Annotated in this window: 22 protein-coding genes; 2 read left to right on the top strand and 20 right to left on the bottom strand. The window is 38.6% G+C overall.

Translation table 11 applies throughout. The features are described 5' to 3' along the window. Positions 1–48 precede the first annotated feature (48 nt). The 14 genes from PQ963_04775 to mcrB form a co-directional block, all read right to left on the bottom strand. The gene (locus PQ963_04775; GenBank protein ID MEN4028979.1) at positions 49–999 is read right to left on the bottom strand and encodes a calcium/sodium antiporter; all 951 of its coding nucleotides are present in this window, start codon (positions 997–999) and stop codon (positions 49–51) included. Between the two features lie 131 nt (positions 1000–1130). Then, positions 1131–2063 carry a tetrahydromethanopterin S-methyltransferase subunit H gene (mtrH, locus tag PQ963_04780; protein ID MEN4028980.1) on the bottom strand — a complete coding sequence of 311 codons (933 nt, stop codon included), beginning with the start codon at positions 2061–2063 and terminating at the stop codon, positions 1131–1133. 15 nt (positions 2064–2078) lie between these two features. Beyond that, complete coding sequence (gene mtrG, locus PQ963_04785) at positions 2079–2330, bottom strand: tetrahydromethanopterin S-methyltransferase subunit G (protein ID MEN4028981.1); 252 nt, start codon at positions 2328–2330, stop codon at positions 2079–2081. Positions 2331–2342: 12 nt separating this feature from the next. Further along, positions 2343–2537: a tetrahydromethanopterin S-methyltransferase subunit F gene (gene mtrF, locus PQ963_04790; GenBank protein ID MEN4028982.1), complete on the bottom strand. Its 195-nt coding sequence runs from the start codon at positions 2535–2537 to the stop codon at positions 2343–2345. Between the two features lie 13 nt (positions 2538–2550). After that, a complete protein-coding gene (mtrA, locus tag PQ963_04795) occupies positions 2551–3267 on the bottom strand; it encodes a tetrahydromethanopterin S-methyltransferase subunit A (GenBank protein MEN4028983.1) in 717 nt (238 codons plus the stop codon). A 12-nt stretch (positions 3268–3279) separates the two neighbouring features. Beyond that, a complete protein-coding gene (mtrB, locus tag PQ963_04800) occupies positions 3280–3585 on the bottom strand; it encodes a tetrahydromethanopterin S-methyltransferase subunit B (GenBank protein MEN4028984.1) in 306 nt (101 codons plus the stop codon). A 12-nt stretch (positions 3586–3597) separates the two neighbouring features. Then, positions 3598–4413: a tetrahydromethanopterin S-methyltransferase subunit C gene (gene mtrC / locus PQ963_04805; GenBank protein ID MEN4028985.1), complete on the bottom strand. Its 816-nt coding sequence runs from the start codon at positions 4411–4413 to the stop codon at positions 3598–3600. Between the two features lies 1 nt (position 4414). Continuing rightward, a complete protein-coding gene (mtrD, locus tag PQ963_04810; protein MEN4028986.1) occupies positions 4415–5128 on the bottom strand; it encodes a tetrahydromethanopterin S-methyltransferase subunit D in 714 nt (237 codons plus the stop codon). Between the two features lie 12 nt (positions 5129–5140). Next, positions 5141–6028 carry a tetrahydromethanopterin S-methyltransferase subunit E gene (mtrE, locus tag PQ963_04815; GenBank protein ID MEN4028987.1) on the bottom strand — a complete coding sequence of 296 codons (888 nt, stop codon included), beginning with the start codon at positions 6026–6028 and terminating at the stop codon, positions 5141–5143. Between the two features lie 65 nt (positions 6029–6093). Then, entirely contained in the window at positions 6094–7746 is a 1653-nt protein-coding gene (mcrA, locus tag PQ963_04820) for a coenzyme-B sulfoethylthiotransferase subunit alpha (GenBank protein ID MEN4028988.1), read from the bottom strand. A gap of 18 nt (positions 7747–7764) precedes the next feature. Further along, positions 7765–8514 (bottom strand): coenzyme-B sulfoethylthiotransferase subunit gamma, encoded by a 750-nt coding sequence (mcrG, locus tag PQ963_04825; GenBank protein MEN4028989.1) that lies wholly within the window; start codon positions 8512–8514, stop codon positions 7765–7767. 2 nt (positions 8515–8516) lie between these two features. Continuing rightward, a complete protein-coding gene (gene mcrC / locus PQ963_04830) occupies positions 8517–9113 on the bottom strand; it encodes a methyl-coenzyme M reductase I operon protein C (GenBank protein MEN4028990.1) in 597 nt (198 codons plus the stop codon). Next, on the bottom strand, positions 9110–9553 hold the full coding sequence (mcrD, locus tag PQ963_04835; protein ID MEN4028991.1) for a methyl-coenzyme M reductase operon protein D: 444 nt from the start codon (positions 9551–9553) through the stop codon (positions 9110–9112). The genes mcrC and mcrD overlap by 4 nt, the downstream gene beginning before the upstream one ends. Positions 9554–9583: 30 nt before the next feature. Further along, on the bottom strand, positions 9584–10909 hold the full coding sequence (gene mcrB / locus PQ963_04840) for a coenzyme-B sulfoethylthiotransferase subunit beta (GenBank protein ID MEN4028992.1): 1326 nt from the start codon (positions 10907–10909) through the stop codon (positions 9584–9586). A gap of 480 nt (positions 10910–11389) precedes the next feature. Between mcrB and PQ963_04845 the strand changes: the two genes are divergently transcribed. Together PQ963_04845 and mmp10 are read left to right on the top strand one after the other, a co-directional pair. After that, complete coding sequence (locus PQ963_04845; GenBank protein MEN4028993.1) at positions 11390–11518, top strand: hypothetical protein; 129 nt, start codon at positions 11390–11392, stop codon at positions 11516–11518. A gap of 156 nt (positions 11519–11674) precedes the next feature. Further along, positions 11675–12922 carry a methyl coenzyme M reductase-arginine methyltransferase Mmp10 gene (gene mmp10 / locus PQ963_04850; GenBank protein ID MEN4028994.1) on the top strand — a complete coding sequence of 416 codons (1248 nt, stop codon included), beginning with the start codon at positions 11675–11677 and terminating at the stop codon, positions 12920–12922. Between the two features lie 15 nt (positions 12923–12937). Here the strand turns inward: mmp10 and PQ963_04855 are convergent, their stop codons facing one another. The 6 genes from PQ963_04855 to PQ963_04880 all read right to left on the bottom strand — a co-directional run. After that, on the bottom strand, positions 12938–13594 hold the full coding sequence (locus PQ963_04855; GenBank protein ID MEN4028995.1) for an MBL fold metallo-hydrolase: 657 nt from the start codon (positions 13592–13594) through the stop codon (positions 12938–12940). 5 nt (positions 13595–13599) lie between these two features. Continuing rightward, positions 13600–14808, bottom strand: a complete 1209-nt coding sequence (locus PQ963_04860; GenBank protein MEN4028996.1) for a cation diffusion facilitator family transporter — start codon at positions 14806–14808, stop codon at positions 13600–13602. A gap of 23 nt (positions 14809–14831) precedes the next feature. Further along, complete coding sequence (locus tag PQ963_04865) at positions 14832–15533, bottom strand: NifB/NifX family molybdenum-iron cluster-binding protein (protein ID MEN4028997.1); 702 nt, start codon at positions 15531–15533, stop codon at positions 14832–14834. A 21-nt stretch (positions 15534–15554) separates the two neighbouring features. Next, positions 15555–16154 (bottom strand): DUF134 domain-containing protein, encoded by a 600-nt coding sequence (locus PQ963_04870; GenBank protein ID MEN4028998.1) that lies wholly within the window; start codon positions 16152–16154, stop codon positions 15555–15557. Between the two features lie 120 nt (positions 16155–16274). After that, complete coding sequence (locus PQ963_04875; GenBank protein MEN4028999.1) at positions 16275–16748, bottom strand: DUF2124 family protein; 474 nt, start codon at positions 16746–16748, stop codon at positions 16275–16277. Between the two features lie 260 nt (positions 16749–17008). Next, a partial coding sequence (locus PQ963_04880) for an ATP-binding cassette domain-containing protein (protein ID MEN4029000.1) occupies positions 17009–17553 on the bottom strand: 545 nt, incomplete at its 5' end.

Genomic DNA, 17553 nt, shown 5'->3' on the forward strand with positions numbered 1-17553 from the left:
CCCTGTGACTCAATATTTTCTTGTGCATCCTATTACGCCACTACGATATTATACGGTGATATATATTCTTAGTATTATATAACATACGTATATAATAACTAAGGTTAATCCTGCATATCTTGTAATTTTCTTTTCCAATCCTGCAAATAAAAGGAGTAATACTGTAACAAAAACCATTAACGGTGCGTCAAATGTAATTGAAAGAGATTCTATAGGAATATTCATAAAAAGTGTCGGTATTCCTATCCCTATCATTATATTGAATACATTACTACCAAGTACTGTTCCAATTGATAGGCTATGTAATTTTTTCATTGCTGAAGTTAAAGTTACTACAAGTTCAGGAGCACTTGTTCCTATTCCCAGTGCAAACAGCCCAACTATCATTTTAGGTATGCCTCCAATTTCTGCAAGTTCAACTCCACTATAAACAAGTAATCTGCATCCAATTATCAAGCCTATAAGTCCTATAATTACAAAAAATACATTTTTCCAGCTAATAGATTTTTTTTGTGAACTTTTGCTATTTTTAGAGTTTTCTTTTTGAGCCCTTATTAATATCCACAGGTATACAACATAAACAGATATAAGTACAATTCCCACCATTCTTGTAATTTCATTAACAAAAAGTAAAAATCCCATAAGTATTAGCACCGTTAAAAGGGTCATCATCCCATCACGCATTATTTCCTGGCGGTTAGTCTGGATTACCCCTGCTACAAAAGCTGAAATACCCAGTATCCCTGCAATATTCCATATATTTGATCCTATAACCACCCCAACTCCAATATCACTACTACCGGTTAAAGTAGCTATCATTGCAGAACCAAATTCAGGAAGTGAAGTTCCAATAGCCGATGCTGTAACACCCAGTATTATCTCTGAGATTTCGAGAGATTTTCCTATATCAACTAAATTATCAACGAATAAATCTGCAGCTTTTATAACTATTAACAATGAAATCACTAAGATTCCTAATAGTCCAGTTAATTGAATCATGGTTACACAGAAACTATATTTTTTCCTGCTATATAAATATTTAGGAAATATTCGTGCAAAATTAAAAATTAACTCAAAAAATAACTTAATTTAAAAAATAAAGAAATTTAGGCGAATGACCGCCTTTTTACTTAGAGCAATTTGAACATTGGGTGGTCTTCAACTGCTTCTGTTCCTATATCCTTAGCTGCTTCTGCTATGAATATATCACACATAGCACATGCAGGGAAAGCCATTCTTGAGTTTTCGATAGGACCAAAAAGTACAAAGTCCCCTCCGGCCATTTGCTGGACAAGGTTTGAACCTATGTCACAAACAGGCCATGCCTCTTTGTGTTCTTTTTTGTATGCTCGAAGCCAGTCCCAGGCAGATGGTACGTTGTGGATACCGCTACCAACCGGGTATCCCCATTTGCTTTTAACCGCAAATGATGTTCTGCATGCAGGTCCTGCACCCTGACCAAGTGGTGTAATAGCTACATCCATGAACGGTTTGGTAATTCCACATGCCTCAGACATTGGAAGAAGTCCATCATCTAATGCTGCTCCACCGTTTTCCCAGATATTGATTTTACCTTCAACACCAGCTTCCATAGGGTTAAACCCAAGAACTATAGCTGCGGAAATATCTGTTTCTGCAACTGCATCCAGTTCAGCCTGCTCTGAAGCCATGTTTATGGAGTTATAGATCGCTCTTTCAGATAACCCTGCTTCTTGAGCGTATTTTGCACCTGCAACTTTAGCCTCTGCTGATGTTGAATCTATCATGAATGGTGCTTCTGTTACATCACCCACAAACTCCAGGTATTTAACTATTGCTTCTGGTGTTGCACCGAAGGTCTGAACAATACATGGATTTCCTGTAACGTCAGCCATTTCTTCCATTGTTTTTATGAGTGCTTCTGCTTTGTCTTTATCAAAGACGCCTGCTTTTTCATCGCTTATAATACTGTGACCACCATAAAAGATGGTTCCTGCAAGGACAGTTGGATATTCACCAGGCTGGCCTCCAACTTTTACTCCAGCAACATCTATTACAACTTGTTCTTTATCAAATCTAAACATGCGTAAACCTCCTAATTACATACCTAAAGCTTGTAGGAATGCTCCAATTGCTACAACTTTGAATGCTACAAACAGGATTATGAGTCCTATTATAATTCCGTACAAAATACCAATGTCTCTACCTATTTGCTGACCCATTCTCTGAGAGATTTCACCCCATGCAAACTCTACTTTTTCGTCCATGTCGTCTAATCTCTCATTTGCTTTATTAAAATCATCTGAAGGGACAATAGGGCGAGGTATAACATTTTTTTCTTCTTCTGCCATAATTTATGCCCCCTATCTTAGTGCCCAGAGTACTGGAAGACCTACAAGGAGAACTGCAAGTATGAATCCCAGTGCCATACCATAGATCCTGGTGGCTATAAGGCCTGCAAATAATCTCTGATCTCTTCCAATTAAACCGGTTCTGTATTTAACATCTTCTGCTACTTTTCTTATTCCTCTAATATTAGGTTTATTTGATATTAACATTCAAAACCCCCATTTATATTAGCAGTATGGTTCCAATAACCAGCGTGAAGACCAAACCAATCATTATCCCCTGGACTTTACCAGAGTACATACCTGCAAATATTCTCTGTAATCCACCAACAGACTTAACCTGGGTTTGGATGTTTCTCATTCTTGCCTCGATTAGTGCTGTCTCTGGAGTTACAGGTGGTATTTCTTCACCTTCTTCTTCTTCTCCAGCGCCTTCTTCTACTTTTATGATCATTGCTTCTTCTTCGAAGGCTCCCGGGTCTTTTTCTATGCATTCTTTAACTTTTGCCTGGATTTGACCTGCGTCCTCCACGTCGATCAGGCTTACAATTTCCATTTGCTGCTGGAATCTTTCAATACCTTCATCTGGTATGTTTTCAATGAATGGTATGGCGCCTGTAGCACCTACGATTTTTCTTTTCTCATCCACGCCGTTTGCATGTAATGCTTCAATACTCTGCCCTGTGATGTGTCCCTGCACCTCTGAACCACATAAGATCAGGAATCTTATGTTTGGATTGGATATCAGGTTAGCGAGCATTTTTTCAATTCCAAGGTTTTCTGTTTTACAGGGTCCTGCAATTGCAGCTCCTGCAGCAACAGGTATATCCTCGTTGTGTGATGCGAGAGTGGTTGCTGCTACTGGACTTTCAGGGTCACCTACTATGTAGTCCCCATTTATTACAGGCCATCCTTCTGCTGGTGATTTCTTTTCAGCCACTTAATACACCTCCTACATAAATAGAGCAACCAGTAGAATTAGCCCCACTATAAATCCATATACTATGTTTGTTAGTTTACCAGCGTTCATATAAACGCCTTCTCTTCCAGGAAAAGACCCTGGAGAAACTGTGGTTGGATCAAGGCATGTGTAAATATCTTCTACTGCAACCTCTAATTCGTCTAATTGTTCATTTATTGTGTCCATAGACACTATTACAACTTCTCTACCTATTGCGGCCCCTATCATCCCTGTAGAAGGGTCTAAAGTTAAGTTCATTTCAGGAACAACTTTTACGAGTGGTAACATTTCTGCCATTTTAATTCCTCCTTAGTGCTCCTCTTCTTTAGGCCACATTCCAGACCATTTAACTGATGCTGCGTCTTCTGCTGATGCTTCAAGGAACGATTTGATGGATGCAAACCATGCTAATGCACCAATTACAGCAATTAGCCACCATGCACCAGATATTCCTATTCCAATTAAACCTACAATTGCCATGGCCATGAATCCAGTGGATGCAGCAAGTTTAAGAGTTCTGGTTTGATTTTCATTTGGGCCTAAACATGCGTTAAACGGGTGCTGTATAGCCATTGTATTTAAGATGAACAGTAATGCTATAAATCCAGTTGAAATGACTGTCTGCTGTATTACTGGCATTGCAAAGCTTCCAGCTATAGCTGCTGAAAATCCAAGTACAGATAATGCTGCTGCACCTGATAATTCTGCTGTGCACTGTACCAGTACTGGTATTTTCATTTTTATTACCTGTTTACCTACAACGGCTACTATTGTACCTACTATCATAGCTATAACTAATCCCATTATAGGGCCAAGTAGAGCTGAGTTAGCCCCAAAGAATAATGCACCTGCAATTCCTGCTAAGCTACCTACAATACCTATAGCAAGGGACATGTAACCTATGGAAGGTACACCTGTACCTAAACCATAACTTGCTACTCTTCTTATAGCGTCAGCACCCCAGATTATGGCTGCGACCGCTCCAAGAGCTGCAAACAGTGGCCCTAAAACTGGGCCTGCAAATGGTAGTAAGTATATACCTACAAGTCCTCCTACAATTCCAAGTGCTATGGTCTGTGAAGATGGTACGGCAGCACCTGCTGGTCCTCCAGCTGCTACTGACATATTAGATACCTCCTACAAGTAATAATCCTACAATTCCCACCACTATTGATACAATTAAACATACCAATAGTCCTCTGGGGAGTCTTTTGAATTTAGGGTCGTGGAAACCTTCTATGGTACCACCGATGTTGTATGAAGCTACAACCGCATTTATAAAGAATACTCCTAAAGCGAATATTCCGGCAAGTGTTGCTGCATTTACTGATACTGCGCCACCTATTGCTGCATAAGCAGGGAGTGCTGTAAGTGCATTGTATAGGAAGTAGTAGATTAATCCTCCACCAATTCCACCTAAAAGTCCACCTATAATTCCACTTACAAAACATACTGTTGGAATTCCGTGACCTTCAGTACCTGGTGTAACAAATTTATCCTGATTCATTTTGGTTATGGGGTCAGTGTCGACTTTAGCTGATGCGGGCACACATCCTACACCAAATATGTAAACCCAGTTACCTACGAGCATAGTTATACCCAGCATTAAACCTGAACCGATTGCACCTGCTGCTAAGACCAACCATAAAGGTTGACCAGTCATTGCTGCTGCTGTGATGAGTCCGGTCATACCACCACCTGCTGCAAGCATAGCAGTACCTGTTCCCACACCGGTTGCTGTTGCTATAGCTGCTGGAGCTCCCCCTACTGGTATGAAGTGTACACCTCCACCAATCAGGACTCCACCAACAGTTACGCCAACTATTACTAATGGATCCATTATATTTCCTCCTTAATCTTCCAAGTATGGCCCGTATTTATTCCGGGCAAATACTTCTAATCTGTTGTTAATGATTATCAATAGTATGAGTATCACCAGACCTGCAATGACTCCTCCTACTAATCCGAATACTATTGTAATCCAGAAGCTCAGGAATACTATGAGTCCAAATGCAAAACCAGTAACAGGCCCACCATATTTAGCACAGAAATAAACAACGTCCATGGAGTTTCTGGCACCGAGTTCAGCTTTTCTGGTTATGTCACCGTGAATAGCAACTGGAATACCTCCACCAAATGGATAGTGCTGGTATTCTCTTTCAGCACCATAGTGAACGTCTCCTGTTGATGAACCTATAGCACCAATTGTTATACCCCAAAGTACCGCAAGTAGCGGTAATGGGAATGGGTGCCCTAATCCGGGGATTGGTAAGGTCATTAAGTATGATAATCCTACTATTGAAAATGTTACAATAAATCCATGTCCTGTTATTGGTCCTAAGTGTTGTGTTATCACATCAAGGAACACCGGCTGGTTGAATTGTGATTGACTTACAATCCTACCCAGGTGTGATGTTGTAGCGAATGCTGCGTGGACCAATGCAGCTATAGCTGCACCTCCAGCTATCGCCATTATGACTGGTAGGTTTAATGATGCCATTAAAATAAATGCCACTGAACCAGCAATACCTGCCCATGTTCCCATCTGCACTGGTTCACCAGACACAGCTTTGTTAAACATTCTGTGAAGGTTACCCATCTGTGGGGCCAGTTGAACCTGAGAGTTAGGGTTACTCATGGATCCGACATCAGATTCTAAATCTTCTGCGGCTCCGGCAATAGTTGCAGCGGCTCCCATAAGAGCAACAACACCTAATCCTGTAATCATAGGGTCTACCATGTTTTTATCCTCCTTTTTAATATCTTTACTTTAAATAAAATAAAAAATAGGTGTTTGCGTTACACCTATTTTGCTGGGGAGATAAGAGCTCTTTCTCCTGCTGGTTCGAATTCTCTGAGTGCACCTTTAGCAAATTCGGCACGTATTTCAGAGAAGTCGAATTGTAGGTTATCGTCTGCAAATGCGATTTTTACGAGTGGGTTAAATACAAATGCGTCTCCTCTTGCAGCGTGAGCTGATTGAGCGATACCTGCGTATTCACCCTGGTGACCTACGTTCATAGCGTAGTTAGGATAGTTTGCTCCTCTTGCTTCAAGAGGTAATCCTTCGTCTCCTCTAATTGCAAATACGTTTGCGGCACCACACTGGTCCTGCAGGTCGTAACCATAGAATCCAAGTCTGGAGTGCTGTTCTTTGTGTAAGTACATGGATAAGTACCATGCGCTTAAACCAGTCTGAGCGTTTCCAGTAGCAAATCCAGTTGAACAACCTGCTGCTGCTGCAACAATGGATGCTCTCTGTGATCCACCAAATATGGTTTCTAAGAGTGCTGGGTATTCTTCGAACTGTTCAAGTGCATAGAAGGTAACTTCTGAACCTACATCAAGGACTGTTTCCATGGTGTTAGGTGCTTCAGTTAGTCCATATTTGTCTTCTACGTATTCTTGACCATAGTATGTGAAGTCGTCAAGCACATTGTCAGTGTAAGCTGCGGTTGCGTATTGTGTGAATCCGACACCACCTGACATGTATGAACCAAGCCAGATCTGGTCGTATAGAGCTGCACCAGCAGCCACAACATCGAGGGATACTCGTACTGGGTCATCTGCGTGTTTTCTGGATGACTGTACGATGTCACCTAAGAAACCGAATGCGATTCCACCAGGTTCGTTTTCTCCTCTTGCTCTTCTTACTGGTAAGTATGAACCCATGTGAACAACTTCTGCGTGTTTTGCAGCGTATGCGAAGTCACCAGTTGCGGCTTCCCCTGCTGCCTGTTTGTATGCAGAAATCATGGACATACCAATTTGCATAGCAGACCATCTGGAAGTTGTACCACCGTCACAGGTTCTTGAGACTATGGTTGGTATTCTTACGACCTGCCACATTGCGTCTCCTACTTCAGCTTTTAAAGCTTCAGCCTGGTCGTCAGGGAACATTTTGTTAATGTTTATGACGTAGGACTGGTCAATTTCGTCTGCTATTTCGTCGTTACCAGTGAAGATTTTTACGTAACTGTCGTACACCAATGATGGGTTTGTTTCCACCATGTGTTCTTGAACAACTGCTGCACCAGGCATGGCGTGGTTTACAGTTTCCAGGTAATGAGTAATTGTCTCAGGAGTAACTTCTTTACCTAATCTCTTTTCAATAACAGTGTGTGCGGTGTTTAAACCGACTACAACAGTTCTTCTTATGTCATCCCACATTTGCTGGATAGCAGCGTTGTTTACAAAGTGTAAATCGTCACCTTCAACAAATGTATCGGTTGTTGAAACCTGGTAAGGCATAAGTACCCTTTGACCGAGTGGTGTACCAACGTCTGGGTTGTACATTGGAATTCCACGTTTTTCGGCTATTTCTTTACCAGCATTTACGAATTCTGTTTTTCTTTCTGACTGTCTCCAGCCATCGAATTTGTAAAAGGTGGTTTTTTGCTCATCTGGTGCTTCTTCAAATTTCCTTTTCAAAGCATTTATAAATTTTTTATCAGCCATATTAATCACCCTCCTGATTTATTCAGGGTAGAACCCACCTTGGGACCTTAGTACGTGTATTCTTTGACATACTTCGACTGCGTCTTTGTCGTCTCTGTATGCTTCACCATCTACTCTGTAAATAGTGGTTTTGTCTTTAAGGGTTGCTTCGTCTAATGGTTCACCTAAAGCTACTGGTTCGTCGAGTTCATCACCAATCTGGTTTTTAACTGCTTCTACTACACCAGTGTCTTTGTTTAAGACCTGTCTTCTGAGCATGTCAAACATCATACCGTCTTCGTCAAGTCTTAGTGAGTGTCCGTGAACTGTTTTTCCTCTTATTCCTGATCTTGCAGGGTCAAAGAATTCAGTTTCAAGGAGCTCTTTGGAAATTTTTTCCAGGTCTCTTTCCCTGGCTTCGATAATCTGTCTTCCAGAGAGAGTACCTGCATCTGCTCCTCGATATCTGCATAAATATGCTCTTGATCGAAGATATGGTTGAGCTGGAGCAAAATACATTGAATCAGTGAACTGTATGTACCTTACTCTGTCACCGGCTTTTGCACCGTCGACTGGTTCGACGAGCTCCCTGATTGGGTCTTCTGGTTCATCCATTTCTTCAAGTGGTGGGTGAGCGCTTGGATATTCCTCACCAGGAGCTCTGTGTCCGAGTATGTTTACAACATCTTCGTCAGATACTTCCCTTAGTTTTTCAAGTTCATATTCAGGGTCTTGGAAATTACTTCTATTTTGGGCAACCTTACTGGTTCCAGGATAATATTTTGCCATTATCATGCACCTCCTAATGCTAACCTAACTTTTCTAATTATTTCATCCAACTTTTCCTGGGGGGCTGTTTCTCCTCTAATAACACCGCTTATTATATCCACGATTTCACCTTTGGTTTTAGGCTCTTCAGGCATCACAGCTTTTGTTTTAACACCAATTTTTGCAAAATCTTCAAAGTCAACAGGATACTCACATATTATTATGCAAGGTTTCTCCACATGTCGGAGTATTAGCCGGGCTTTGTATGTGATGTGATGCTTCACACCACCGAGGTGTACCACTATCAATTTATGCAAGTTGATTTGCTCTATTTCTGAGGGAGTAAGTCCAAAAAGGCTGCCTCCTCCAGCTGACGGAGCATCGTGTGGAACACCAGCTCCAGCATTTAATACCAGAGTGCTTGTCATTATGTTTGCTTCCCGCAATGCAAATGTTATTTCACAAACAGGTTTTGTTATGTGCCTCCTTCCAGGAGACATTGCAATTGTTAGTACGTCACTTCCACTTTGTGCGAATGTTCCTCTCTGGGCAATTCCTCCTCCTTCACCCATACCCATTGTTTCTCTACAGTCTACAATGTGTGTTCCCTTGCCAATCATTCTTCTTTTTTCCTTTTTAGTATTTTTGCTCTTTCACTGAGTTGTGCATTCTGGTCGGTTAAACCAACCATTTCCTCAGGAATTTCTTCTAATTCGGCCCCGTATTTAAGTTTATCGCTGACTGTTTTCTGTTTTCTTATGAATTGTCCGATGTGGATGTTATATCCAAATGGTAATTCATCTTCACACACTTCTTTGATAGAATCTATGACCTCTTCTGCTTCTATTTCCAATAGTATTCTGCCAGGTTTAACCTGCATTTTTACTTCTTCGCCATTTATTACAATAGTTTTGCTATCTGGGTGTCCTTCTTTGGCTGGAGGGAGTCTTGGTCCGTGTATAATCATTTTTTTGATACCTTCTATACTATCAAGACTGTTTAGCAATCTTTCAGCAGTATCTACGTTCAATAATCTGTGTGGAAAAATCTCGATATCCATTTGACTTAATGCCCCCAAAGTTAGGATTACTTAAATATTGCCTTTTATATCGGCAGCTGCCTCCACTACATATTTGAGTGGTTCTCTGAATTCATCAACCTGGCTGAATACGTCTTTAATTAGTCCTGAGGTTGCTTCTGGGGAGAACATCTGAGTACCTGCATCGAGTGCCATTGCGGCTGCTACACATGGTATAGCAAATCCTTTACTGTGCCTTGTAACGATGTGGTTACCATTAAAGATACCCGGTCCACCTCCACCGTAGATGGAGTGACTGAAGAAGGAGAATCCAACTGCAGTACCTTCTACTCTACCGAAGTCTACACCAGGTAGTCCTGTTGCGAATTCCAGAATATCGTTGTAGTATAGTAATGTTGAAGATACACCTTGAGCAGCTCTTGCAGCACCCTGGTTGACCATTGTAGCTGCCATTTGTCCTGCTGCGTTGTATGCGTTCCATTTGGCTAAGTCGTCAGTTCCATATAATTTGAAGTCGCCCATTTCTTTTTCGACTCCGATCACACCGTCTTCTTCTGCTTTTGCAACCAGATCAAGTATAACAGACCCTACTGTTCCTTCTTTACCGTTATCTTTTACAAGATCATATACAATGTTGTCTGCGTTCATTCCCTGGTAAGCTAAACCGAGCAGGTGCATTCTTTCAAATCTTCCTACTGCATCCCCCATTTCAAACATAGCTGTTTGTTCGAGGAGACTGGATAAAGCTGCTGCCTGCATTGTGTTTTTGAGAGTTGCTGCCACAACGTGGTTAACCATAATGTTCCTTAGTGCGTAACCTGGACCTTCTAATTTTTGAGGTATGTCAAGCATGGTAGCAATGTTTCCACCTGCGTATTCAACTGTTTGTGGATATCTACCTAAAACTGCTGCCTTTACCATGTTTGCATCATACATACTGATATCAAACTGGTTAACGATAGCCTGGATGAATGCAGATGCAGTTACCAATGAAGTTGCTGAATATTCAGCAGCCGCATCAAGCCTTGCGGATGGTAATTGAACTAATGCTCTCTTTCCACCTGCGAGAAGTTCGACTTTGGTGTTGTCCCCTTCTTCTACAAGAATCATTTCTTTTGCTTCCTGTGCTATGGCTTCAGCATTTCCGACTATGTCGAGATCCATTTCTCTTCCTAATATCTTTCCTCCAGCAACCTTTCCAGTCTTTAGAACGTTCTCTATACCTTCGAGGTTCACTGCTACTGTCCTCTTGATACCCTGCACGATACTCTTGATCGCTGGGTTTCTCAATGGACTTAAGGCTTCTATTGGAACTTGTTCTTCAACAAGATTACCTCTGTCGTCGTACAAGTCGATCTTATCTTCAAATCTTGCCATTTTTTCCCTCCTTGGAAATTTTTGTATATCAATTTGGATTTAAGTATCAATCCCCCCCAAAGAATTTGGCTGTGCCATCCTTATTTAATAAGGAATCCTTGGGAGTATGTATTGATATACGAGACTTCATTTAGATTCCATATATTATTAAACTTTCTTCTTGATTCAATTAGAAAAATTTATAAGGCATGAGCAATTTACCTGTTTTAAGTACAGATAACCAGTTTTTAGTACAGTAAAATCAATTATATCTCATAAAACCGTATATTTTCATGTAGTTTTTAAAAATAAGAAAGGAAATTATGGTGTTTATATCCACAATTTTTCTATTTAAATCAATTTAATATTATTTAAAAGGATAATTCTCCCCATATTAAATTGAAATTATTATAAATTTTGATTGAATAGAAAAACTAATAAGAGGATCTCATTTGATTACAAAAACCATAGATAATCCTAAATATAGAAGAGGGAAATTTTATGCGTACTACTTTCTTAAAAAACGGATATACTAATGCTAAGCCATTTTTAAATGTGCCGGGGGCAAGGCCCAGCTACTGGAAACATTTAGCAGCAGATTACCTGATGATATCACTGAAAGTAGAATGATTGATAGATATGTTTAACACTTAAAGCCATGGGAGGTTATCACTCCCATAGAACTGTATTCTAAACTGTGCACTCAGAGGGTGTTCAACACTCAAAACTTAACGCCACCATGTCGGAAAAAATTATATATGATTTAATTCTATACAAGTAGATACCATGCAAATTGTAGCAGACGTAGGCGGAATACCAGGTAAAGACTGCCGAGGATTTTGTAAATACTGTTATTTTAGAAAAGTAAAGGGCAATACTGCTTTTGGATGCAAAAATTGCTCTCCAGGAAAGGTAGGGTGTGATAGCTGCACAACTGGAGTTAGAGAAACAGGAAACGAATTTCTTCCACCATTTTTAGTTGTAAGTTCGGTGCAAAGCACTCTTATGTTAGGAAATTATCGTGATCAAGACCTTAAAGTGAATATAAGTGGCGGGGGAGATGTGAGTTGTTATCCCCACCTCATGGAAGTTGTTTCTGCATTTTCTGACTTTGGTCTTCCCATGCACCTTGGATATACAAGCGGTAAAGGCATAGATGATCCTAAAATGGCTGAAGATCTTGTTTCAAAGGGAGTTGATGAGGTTACATTCACTGTTTTTTCAGCAGATCCAGATGTAAGAAGAGAATGGGTAAATGATAGAAGTCCAGAAGCATCACTTGAAGCACTTCAAATATTCTGCAAAACAGCAGAAGTACATGCTGCCTCGGTAATTGTTCCTGGAGTAAATGATGGAGAAGATTTATTCCAGACATGTGCTACTTTAGAAGATTGGGGTGCAAAGGCATTTATATTAATGAGGTTTGCAAATTCCCGCAACCAGGGTTTAATACTGGGTAATGATCCTGTACTGGACGGTGTAAATCCACATAGTCTTGATGAATTTGAGGCACTGGTTAGAAAAATAAATGATGAATTCAGTTTCAAAGTGACAGGAACTCCAGTCTGTGACCCCGATAATGATGCTCCTTTTGCAATTTCAAAGGACAAAAATAGTGAATATCTGGATATATTGTCCAAAATAAATTCAGAAGCAACAATATTAACCAGTAAAGTTGCTGCTCCTTACATTGAAAAGATCATAGGGAAAATTGAAGCATCTGAACTTATAAATGTGGTTGCTGCAAATCAGGATATTGGATGCCTTATTACACAAAAAGACCTTGAAGAAATAGATTTGAGTCAGCTGAAAGAGACCGTACTTATTCCCGGTCGTGCATTTGTACATGATAAAAAAGCTGAGGAAGTTTTAAGCCGTGACGGTGTGGATCGGCTTGTTGCAAGAGGCCCTGATAAACTCACCGTTGATGGAGAAATGAGCAGTACTTTAAGCCGTGAAGATATCTTAAAAACAGAATTGATCGCATTTGAAGATCTTATAGGTGCAATAAACTTTTTTGGTGTTAGGAAATAAACCTATATCCTATTTTTATATGAAATAAATCGAAAATCCTGTAAAACACTCTTTATAAGATTCAGTCATTGTTTTTTTAATTTCTTCAATTTTTTCAGTACAATGACATGGCACGACCATAGGAATTTCACCTAATATATCAATATCAGAATCATGAAATCCACCTATAACAGTATAAATTTCCCCAAATCCCCTCGATTTTTCAGTAATACTTTCAAGTCCAGGATGTGTGCAACCTGTAAGAATTACATTCCCTTTTTCAGTTTTTATTATCAGAGATTGCTCTTTTATTTTTTCACCTAATTCCCCTGTAGTCCAGACATTTTCACAAATTTTTCTTGATTTAGAAATTTCTACAACCTCCGTATAACGTTTAATTTCGTTTTTAAGATTTATTGAAATGGATTCAGGTACATACACTTCAGGTTTATTTCCATATTTTAATATATGGTTTAATCCCCCAATATGATCCCAATCAGAATGGGAAATAACTACCTTATCTATTATTTCTGGGTTAATTCCTGCAGTTTTCATATTATGGAGTAAAATATTTCCATCCCACCCTGTATCAAACAGAATATTTTCTTTAGACGTCTTTATAAAGCAGGAAAATCCCCATCCCTCTTTAAAACCATTTCCAGCAATATTATCGTATAAAATCTGGAGGTTCATTTTAATCACTTATAAACATTCAATATTATTTCTTCAAGATTTCTTCCCCTTGGGGCCATGACATCTATTAATTTGTCGGATAAAACATATGTTGGGCCTTCACCAACTTCGCTGCCTATTAAAACATCTACTTGCTCTTTTCCTAAAAATTCAGCGGTTTTAATTCCTTTCTTTTTTTCTAGTTTGGTTCCGGGATTATCTTTAATTACAATATCAGTTATTTCGCCATTAACCACATCTACGATTAAAATATAAGGAGCTCTGGCAAAATGCTCAGAAATTTCAGATTGCAATCCATTTTTATCCTCTATCGGAACTGCAACTCGCAATTTTTTCTTTTTAAAAGGTTCTATTTGAACTGTTAAACTGTCTAAATTTTTAATCCTGTCTTTTACAGCTTTTTTTACATTTTCTGTAATTTCAGATGCCTTTTTTACTGACAATCCTCTTTTGGTTTCAAGATGAAGTTCTGCAAACACGAAAGGACCTGATCTTCTAACCTTTAAGTTATGGATATTTTTAACGTCTTCAACGCTTAATGCTGTAGATTTAATTTCGTTAACTGTCTTATCATCTAAACTTACATCTAAAAGAACTAAAACAGCATCCTTACCTAATTTAATTCCTATATAACTTACAAATAGAGATACTATAAATCCTGCAACTCCTTGAAATATTGGATATCCCAAATAAGATGAAAATATACCTATAAAAACAATAATAGATGTAAATACATCTATAAAACTTTGCCTTCCATCATTTATCAGTGCCTGAGACCCTATTTCAATTCCTATTCTTTCTTTATATCTTGAAATCAACAGAGAAACGAATGCAGAAATTGCAGCGATAGCCAATGCAAATAATGGTAATCTAACAGCTGTTGGATTCATGATTCCATCTATAGACTCTTGAATTATCTCAATACCGCTGAAGATAATTATGGCTGATATTATTAAAGATATAAATGTTTCAACCTTGTAATAGCCATAGGGAAATTTTTCAGTAGGTTTCCTCTGTGACAGTTTTAATCCTATATAAACAGCTAAAGAGATGAATATATCGGAAAATGAGTGAAAAGCATCAGCTATTAAAGCTATGCTCCCTGTAAAAAATCCCACTAATCCCTTAGAAATGGCTAAACCCAGTTGAACTATGCTGGAATATTTAGCTGCAACCTGGCCTCTTCTTAAGTTATTTCTGGATTCGTTATTCATCCAAACACCGAATCATGTTCAATTTATTTATGTATCAATCTTCTTTTTAGTACTTCTTCTTTGTATAATTCATATTTTTTAGATTTATAGACTGAAAATGTATCTAATCCCTCAAAATATCCTTCAATTTCATCCATCTGATCCTCTGATAAGGGAGTTTCAGGCGAACGCCTCAAAAGTGTATTTATATAAAGTCTATCTGGCTGAATCTCCACTGCAATCCTTGCTAATTCATCTGTATAATCTTTATTTTTTCCAGTGAACATAGTTTGAAGTTCAAATCTTCCTTTAAACGAATTTCTAAATTTTTTAATTCCTTTTATGATATCTCCCAAATGCAGACCTTTTACAGGGCAGCTTATTTCTTTAAAAATAGAATCATCATGTGCATCAAGTTTTGTAACAACTATATCAATATCCATATTTTTAACCTTTCCAGATGCACCTGAAAATACTTCTATTTCCCTATCACGCAGCATAGAAACAGCTTTGGATCCTAAATTTCCGCAAATCAACACATTTGCTCCTGAACTTAGTATTATCTCTGCTGGCGTCTTAGAGCCACCATTATGTTTACCAAAACTTTCAATTACATCAATACTTTTAATTCCACCATCTTCAAGTTTAATAAAAGTAAAGTAGGGAGTTTTTCCAAAATGCATTGAAATATCTGAAAGTAAACCGCCTTCATTAAGAGTGGGTATGCATATAAGAGTTATTTTCATCACCTTCATCCTTTAATTTCTTTAATCCGCCCCACATAGCTGAGTACCGCATTCAGGACATTTGGTGTTTCTGCAGGGGACTCCTGGAGTTTTGGGGGATTCATAACCACAATTTGGACATTTACATACTCTTGGAGGGCCTGCTCCAATTCCGACTCCCCCGTATCCTCTTCTTCTTCCTATTCCCTGTTGTCCTGCTGGTCTTTGAGTCTCTTCACCCTCTCCTATTTTGTAAATATACTCTGATTTACAGTCAGGACATTCATCATACTCTTTTTCAGGACTGTACCATTCAAAACCACAGCTTTTGCATTTATACCTTTCTTTATCTGCCACAAAATCGCCTCCTTTAATTTTGATAATTTTACCTTCAACAAGAGCCTTTGCAATTTTTTCTCGAGCTGAGTTCAAAGTTCTGTGAAATGTTGGCTGTGAGACATCCATGATCTCTGCTGCTTTTTTCTGTTTAATGTTCTGGTAATCTTTTAATCTTATTGCTTCGAATTCATCTATTGTAATATCTACTGGCTTGATCGAGTCAATATTACCTTCTGAATCCGGTTTAAAACATCTAATTTCAGGCTCTTGAAATATTCTTCTAAATCTCCTTGGTCTCACCATGTTATGAATATATATTCATAACTATTATATAAACGTTTTTAAACTGAATGAAAAAGCAAAAATAATGAAAACTATAAAAAAAGAAATAATCAGTAAACTAATTTTTGCATAACCGCAAAGTTATTTAACAACAGTTTCCAGCGTTGTATCGATTAAAGTATCGAACAGTATCTTCTTCTGCCATCCAGCACGTTCAAAAATGTTCATGAAACAAACACCGATGATCCTGGGTTTCTGTTTCCCGGATATCTCACCGATCATGCTTAATACTTCTTCAGGTGCACATCCAAATTTTGGCATTGCCAAACCGCCAAGAACCACTACTACCTCAGGGTTTTGCGGGTCTCCTTTTTCATCCACTGCACTAAACCCAATACCTGGCTGCATTTTTATTTGTTTAGCATTAGTTATATCTGCTCTTGGCACGTAAATAAGATCAAAATTTTTATCCCTAACTGCATAAGATAGCAATTCTATAAAAGGGGTGCATACAGCTATTGAACCTGTAAAAACAACTTTAGAATTATTTTTTAGATCTTCTATGCTTTCTCTAAAACTTCCTGTAAATCCGACTATGCCATTTCTCTTTTCCATCTTTATTCCACCCATATATTCATAACCCAAATTATATGTTGAAAATAATGTTAAATATTTACAAGAAATATCTTAAAAAATGAAAAATTCAATTAATTCATTTAATATTTCTTTATTGGATTATTTAATATTACGTAGACAACAAGACCGACAGCTATCACTGCTAAAACTATTTTATACATTTATATCACTTCTAAATTGCTGGAATTGTTTTACTGAATATAGTGTCCAAAATTATCTAAACCGATTAAAAAGATTTTTTATTCTTTTGTCAGCATTTTATCTTTCTCTTTTGGCGTTAGATCTTCCACAATAGTGAGGGGGAGTTCCGTTTTAAGGATTTTACCGCCTCGCATTAGGGCTGCTCTGTCGCAGACGTCCAGCACAAAATCCATATCATGAGATATTATTAGGAAAGTCTGGTTGAGTTCTTCACGGGCTTTTATGATTGAATCTGTGACTTGGACTCTTGTTATTGGGTCCATTGTTCCTGTGGGTTCATCAAGAATCACCACATTGGGTTCTTTAATTAAAACCTGTGCTAAAGCAACTCTGTGGCGTTCTCCACCGCTTAATTCATCCGGATATTTTTTTAAAATGGTTTGAGCGTATTCTTCATCAAAACCAACTGCTTTAAGTACATATACTGCTTTTATCCTTGCAAATTCTGCAGGTAGTTCTAAACTTATGGCCTCAGTAAGATTTCCTAAAACAGATCTATGAGGATAAAGGCTGTATTCCTGGTGAAGAATCCCTAAATAAGGTTTAATTCTTCCTCTTCCTAATGGGCCAGATTCGGTCATGT

The organism is Methanobacterium sp., assembly GCA_039666455.1.
Classification (GTDB): domain Archaea; phylum Methanobacteriota; class Methanobacteria; order Methanobacteriales; family Methanobacteriaceae; genus Methanobacterium_D.

What these genes read in the sequence shown, in the direction of transcription:
- mcrD (MEN4028991.1), bottom strand. Translation starts at nt 9,553, where the DNA reads ATGGATATCGAGATTTTTCCACACAGATTATTGAACGTAGATACTGCT.
- mtrH (MEN4028980.1), bottom strand. Translation starts at nt 2,063, where the DNA reads ATGTTTAGATTTGATAAAGAACAAGTTGTAATAGATGTTGCTGGAGTA.
- mcrB (MEN4028992.1), bottom strand. Translation starts at nt 10,909, where the DNA reads ATGGCAAGATTTGAAGATAAGATCGACTTGTACGACGACAGAGGTAAT.
- PQ963_04865 (MEN4028997.1), bottom strand. Translation starts at nt 15,533, where the DNA reads ATGAAAATAACTCTTATATGCATACCCACTCTTAATGAAGGCGGTTTA.
- mcrC (MEN4028990.1), bottom strand. Translation starts at nt 9,113, where the DNA reads ATGATTGGCAAGGGAACACACATTGTAGACTGTAGAGAAACAATGGGT.
- mtrF (MEN4028982.1), bottom strand. Translation starts at nt 2,537, where the DNA reads ATGTTAATATCAAATAAACCTAATATTAGAGGAATAAGAAAAGTAGCA.
- mmp10 (MEN4028994.1), top strand. Translation starts at nt 11,675, where the DNA reads ATGCAAATTGTAGCAGACGTAGGCGGAATACCAGGTAAAGACTGCCGA.
- mtrE (MEN4028987.1), bottom strand. Translation starts at nt 6,028, where the DNA reads ATGGTAGACCCTATGATTACAGGATTAGGTGTTGTTGCTCTTATGGGA.
- mtrC (MEN4028985.1), bottom strand. Translation starts at nt 4,413, where the DNA reads ATGTCAGTAGCAGCTGGAGGACCAGCAGGTGCTGCCGTACCATCTTCA.
- PQ963_04845 (MEN4028993.1), top strand. Translation starts at nt 11,390, where the DNA reads ATGCGTACTACTTTCTTAAAAAACGGATATACTAATGCTAAGCCATTT.
- PQ963_04875 (MEN4028999.1), bottom strand. Translation starts at nt 16,748, where the DNA reads ATGGAAAAGAGAAATGGCATAGTCGGATTTACAGGAAGTTTTAGAGAA.
- mtrB (MEN4028984.1), bottom strand. Translation starts at nt 3,585, where the DNA reads ATGGCAGAAATGTTACCACTCGTAAAAGTTGTTCCTGAAATGAACTTA.
- mtrG (MEN4028981.1), bottom strand. Translation starts at nt 2,330, where the DNA reads ATGGCAGAAGAAGAAAAAAATGTTATACCTCGCCCTATTGTCCCTTCA.
- PQ963_04775 (MEN4028979.1), bottom strand. Translation starts at nt 999, where the DNA reads ATGATTCAATTAACTGGACTATTAGGAATCTTAGTGATTTCATTGTTA.
- PQ963_04855 (MEN4028995.1), bottom strand. Translation starts at nt 13,594, where the DNA reads ATGAACCTCCAGATTTTATACGATAATATTGCTGGAAATGGTTTTAAA.
- PQ963_04860 (MEN4028996.1), bottom strand. Translation starts at nt 14,808, where the DNA reads ATGAATAACGAATCCAGAAATAACTTAAGAAGAGGCCAGGTTGCAGCT.
- mtrD (MEN4028986.1), bottom strand. Translation starts at nt 5,128, where the DNA reads ATGGATCCATTAGTAATAGTTGGCGTAACTGTTGGTGGAGTCCTGATT.
- PQ963_04870 (MEN4028998.1), bottom strand. Translation starts at nt 16,154, where the DNA reads ATGGTGAGACCAAGGAGATTTAGAAGAATATTTCAAGAGCCTGAAATT.
- mcrG (MEN4028989.1), bottom strand. Translation starts at nt 8,514, where the DNA reads ATGGCAAAATATTATCCTGGAACCAGTAAGGTTGCCCAAAATAGAAGT.
- mcrA (MEN4028988.1), bottom strand. Translation starts at nt 7,746, where the DNA reads ATGGCTGATAAAAAATTTATAAATGCTTTGAAAAGGAAATTTGAAGAA.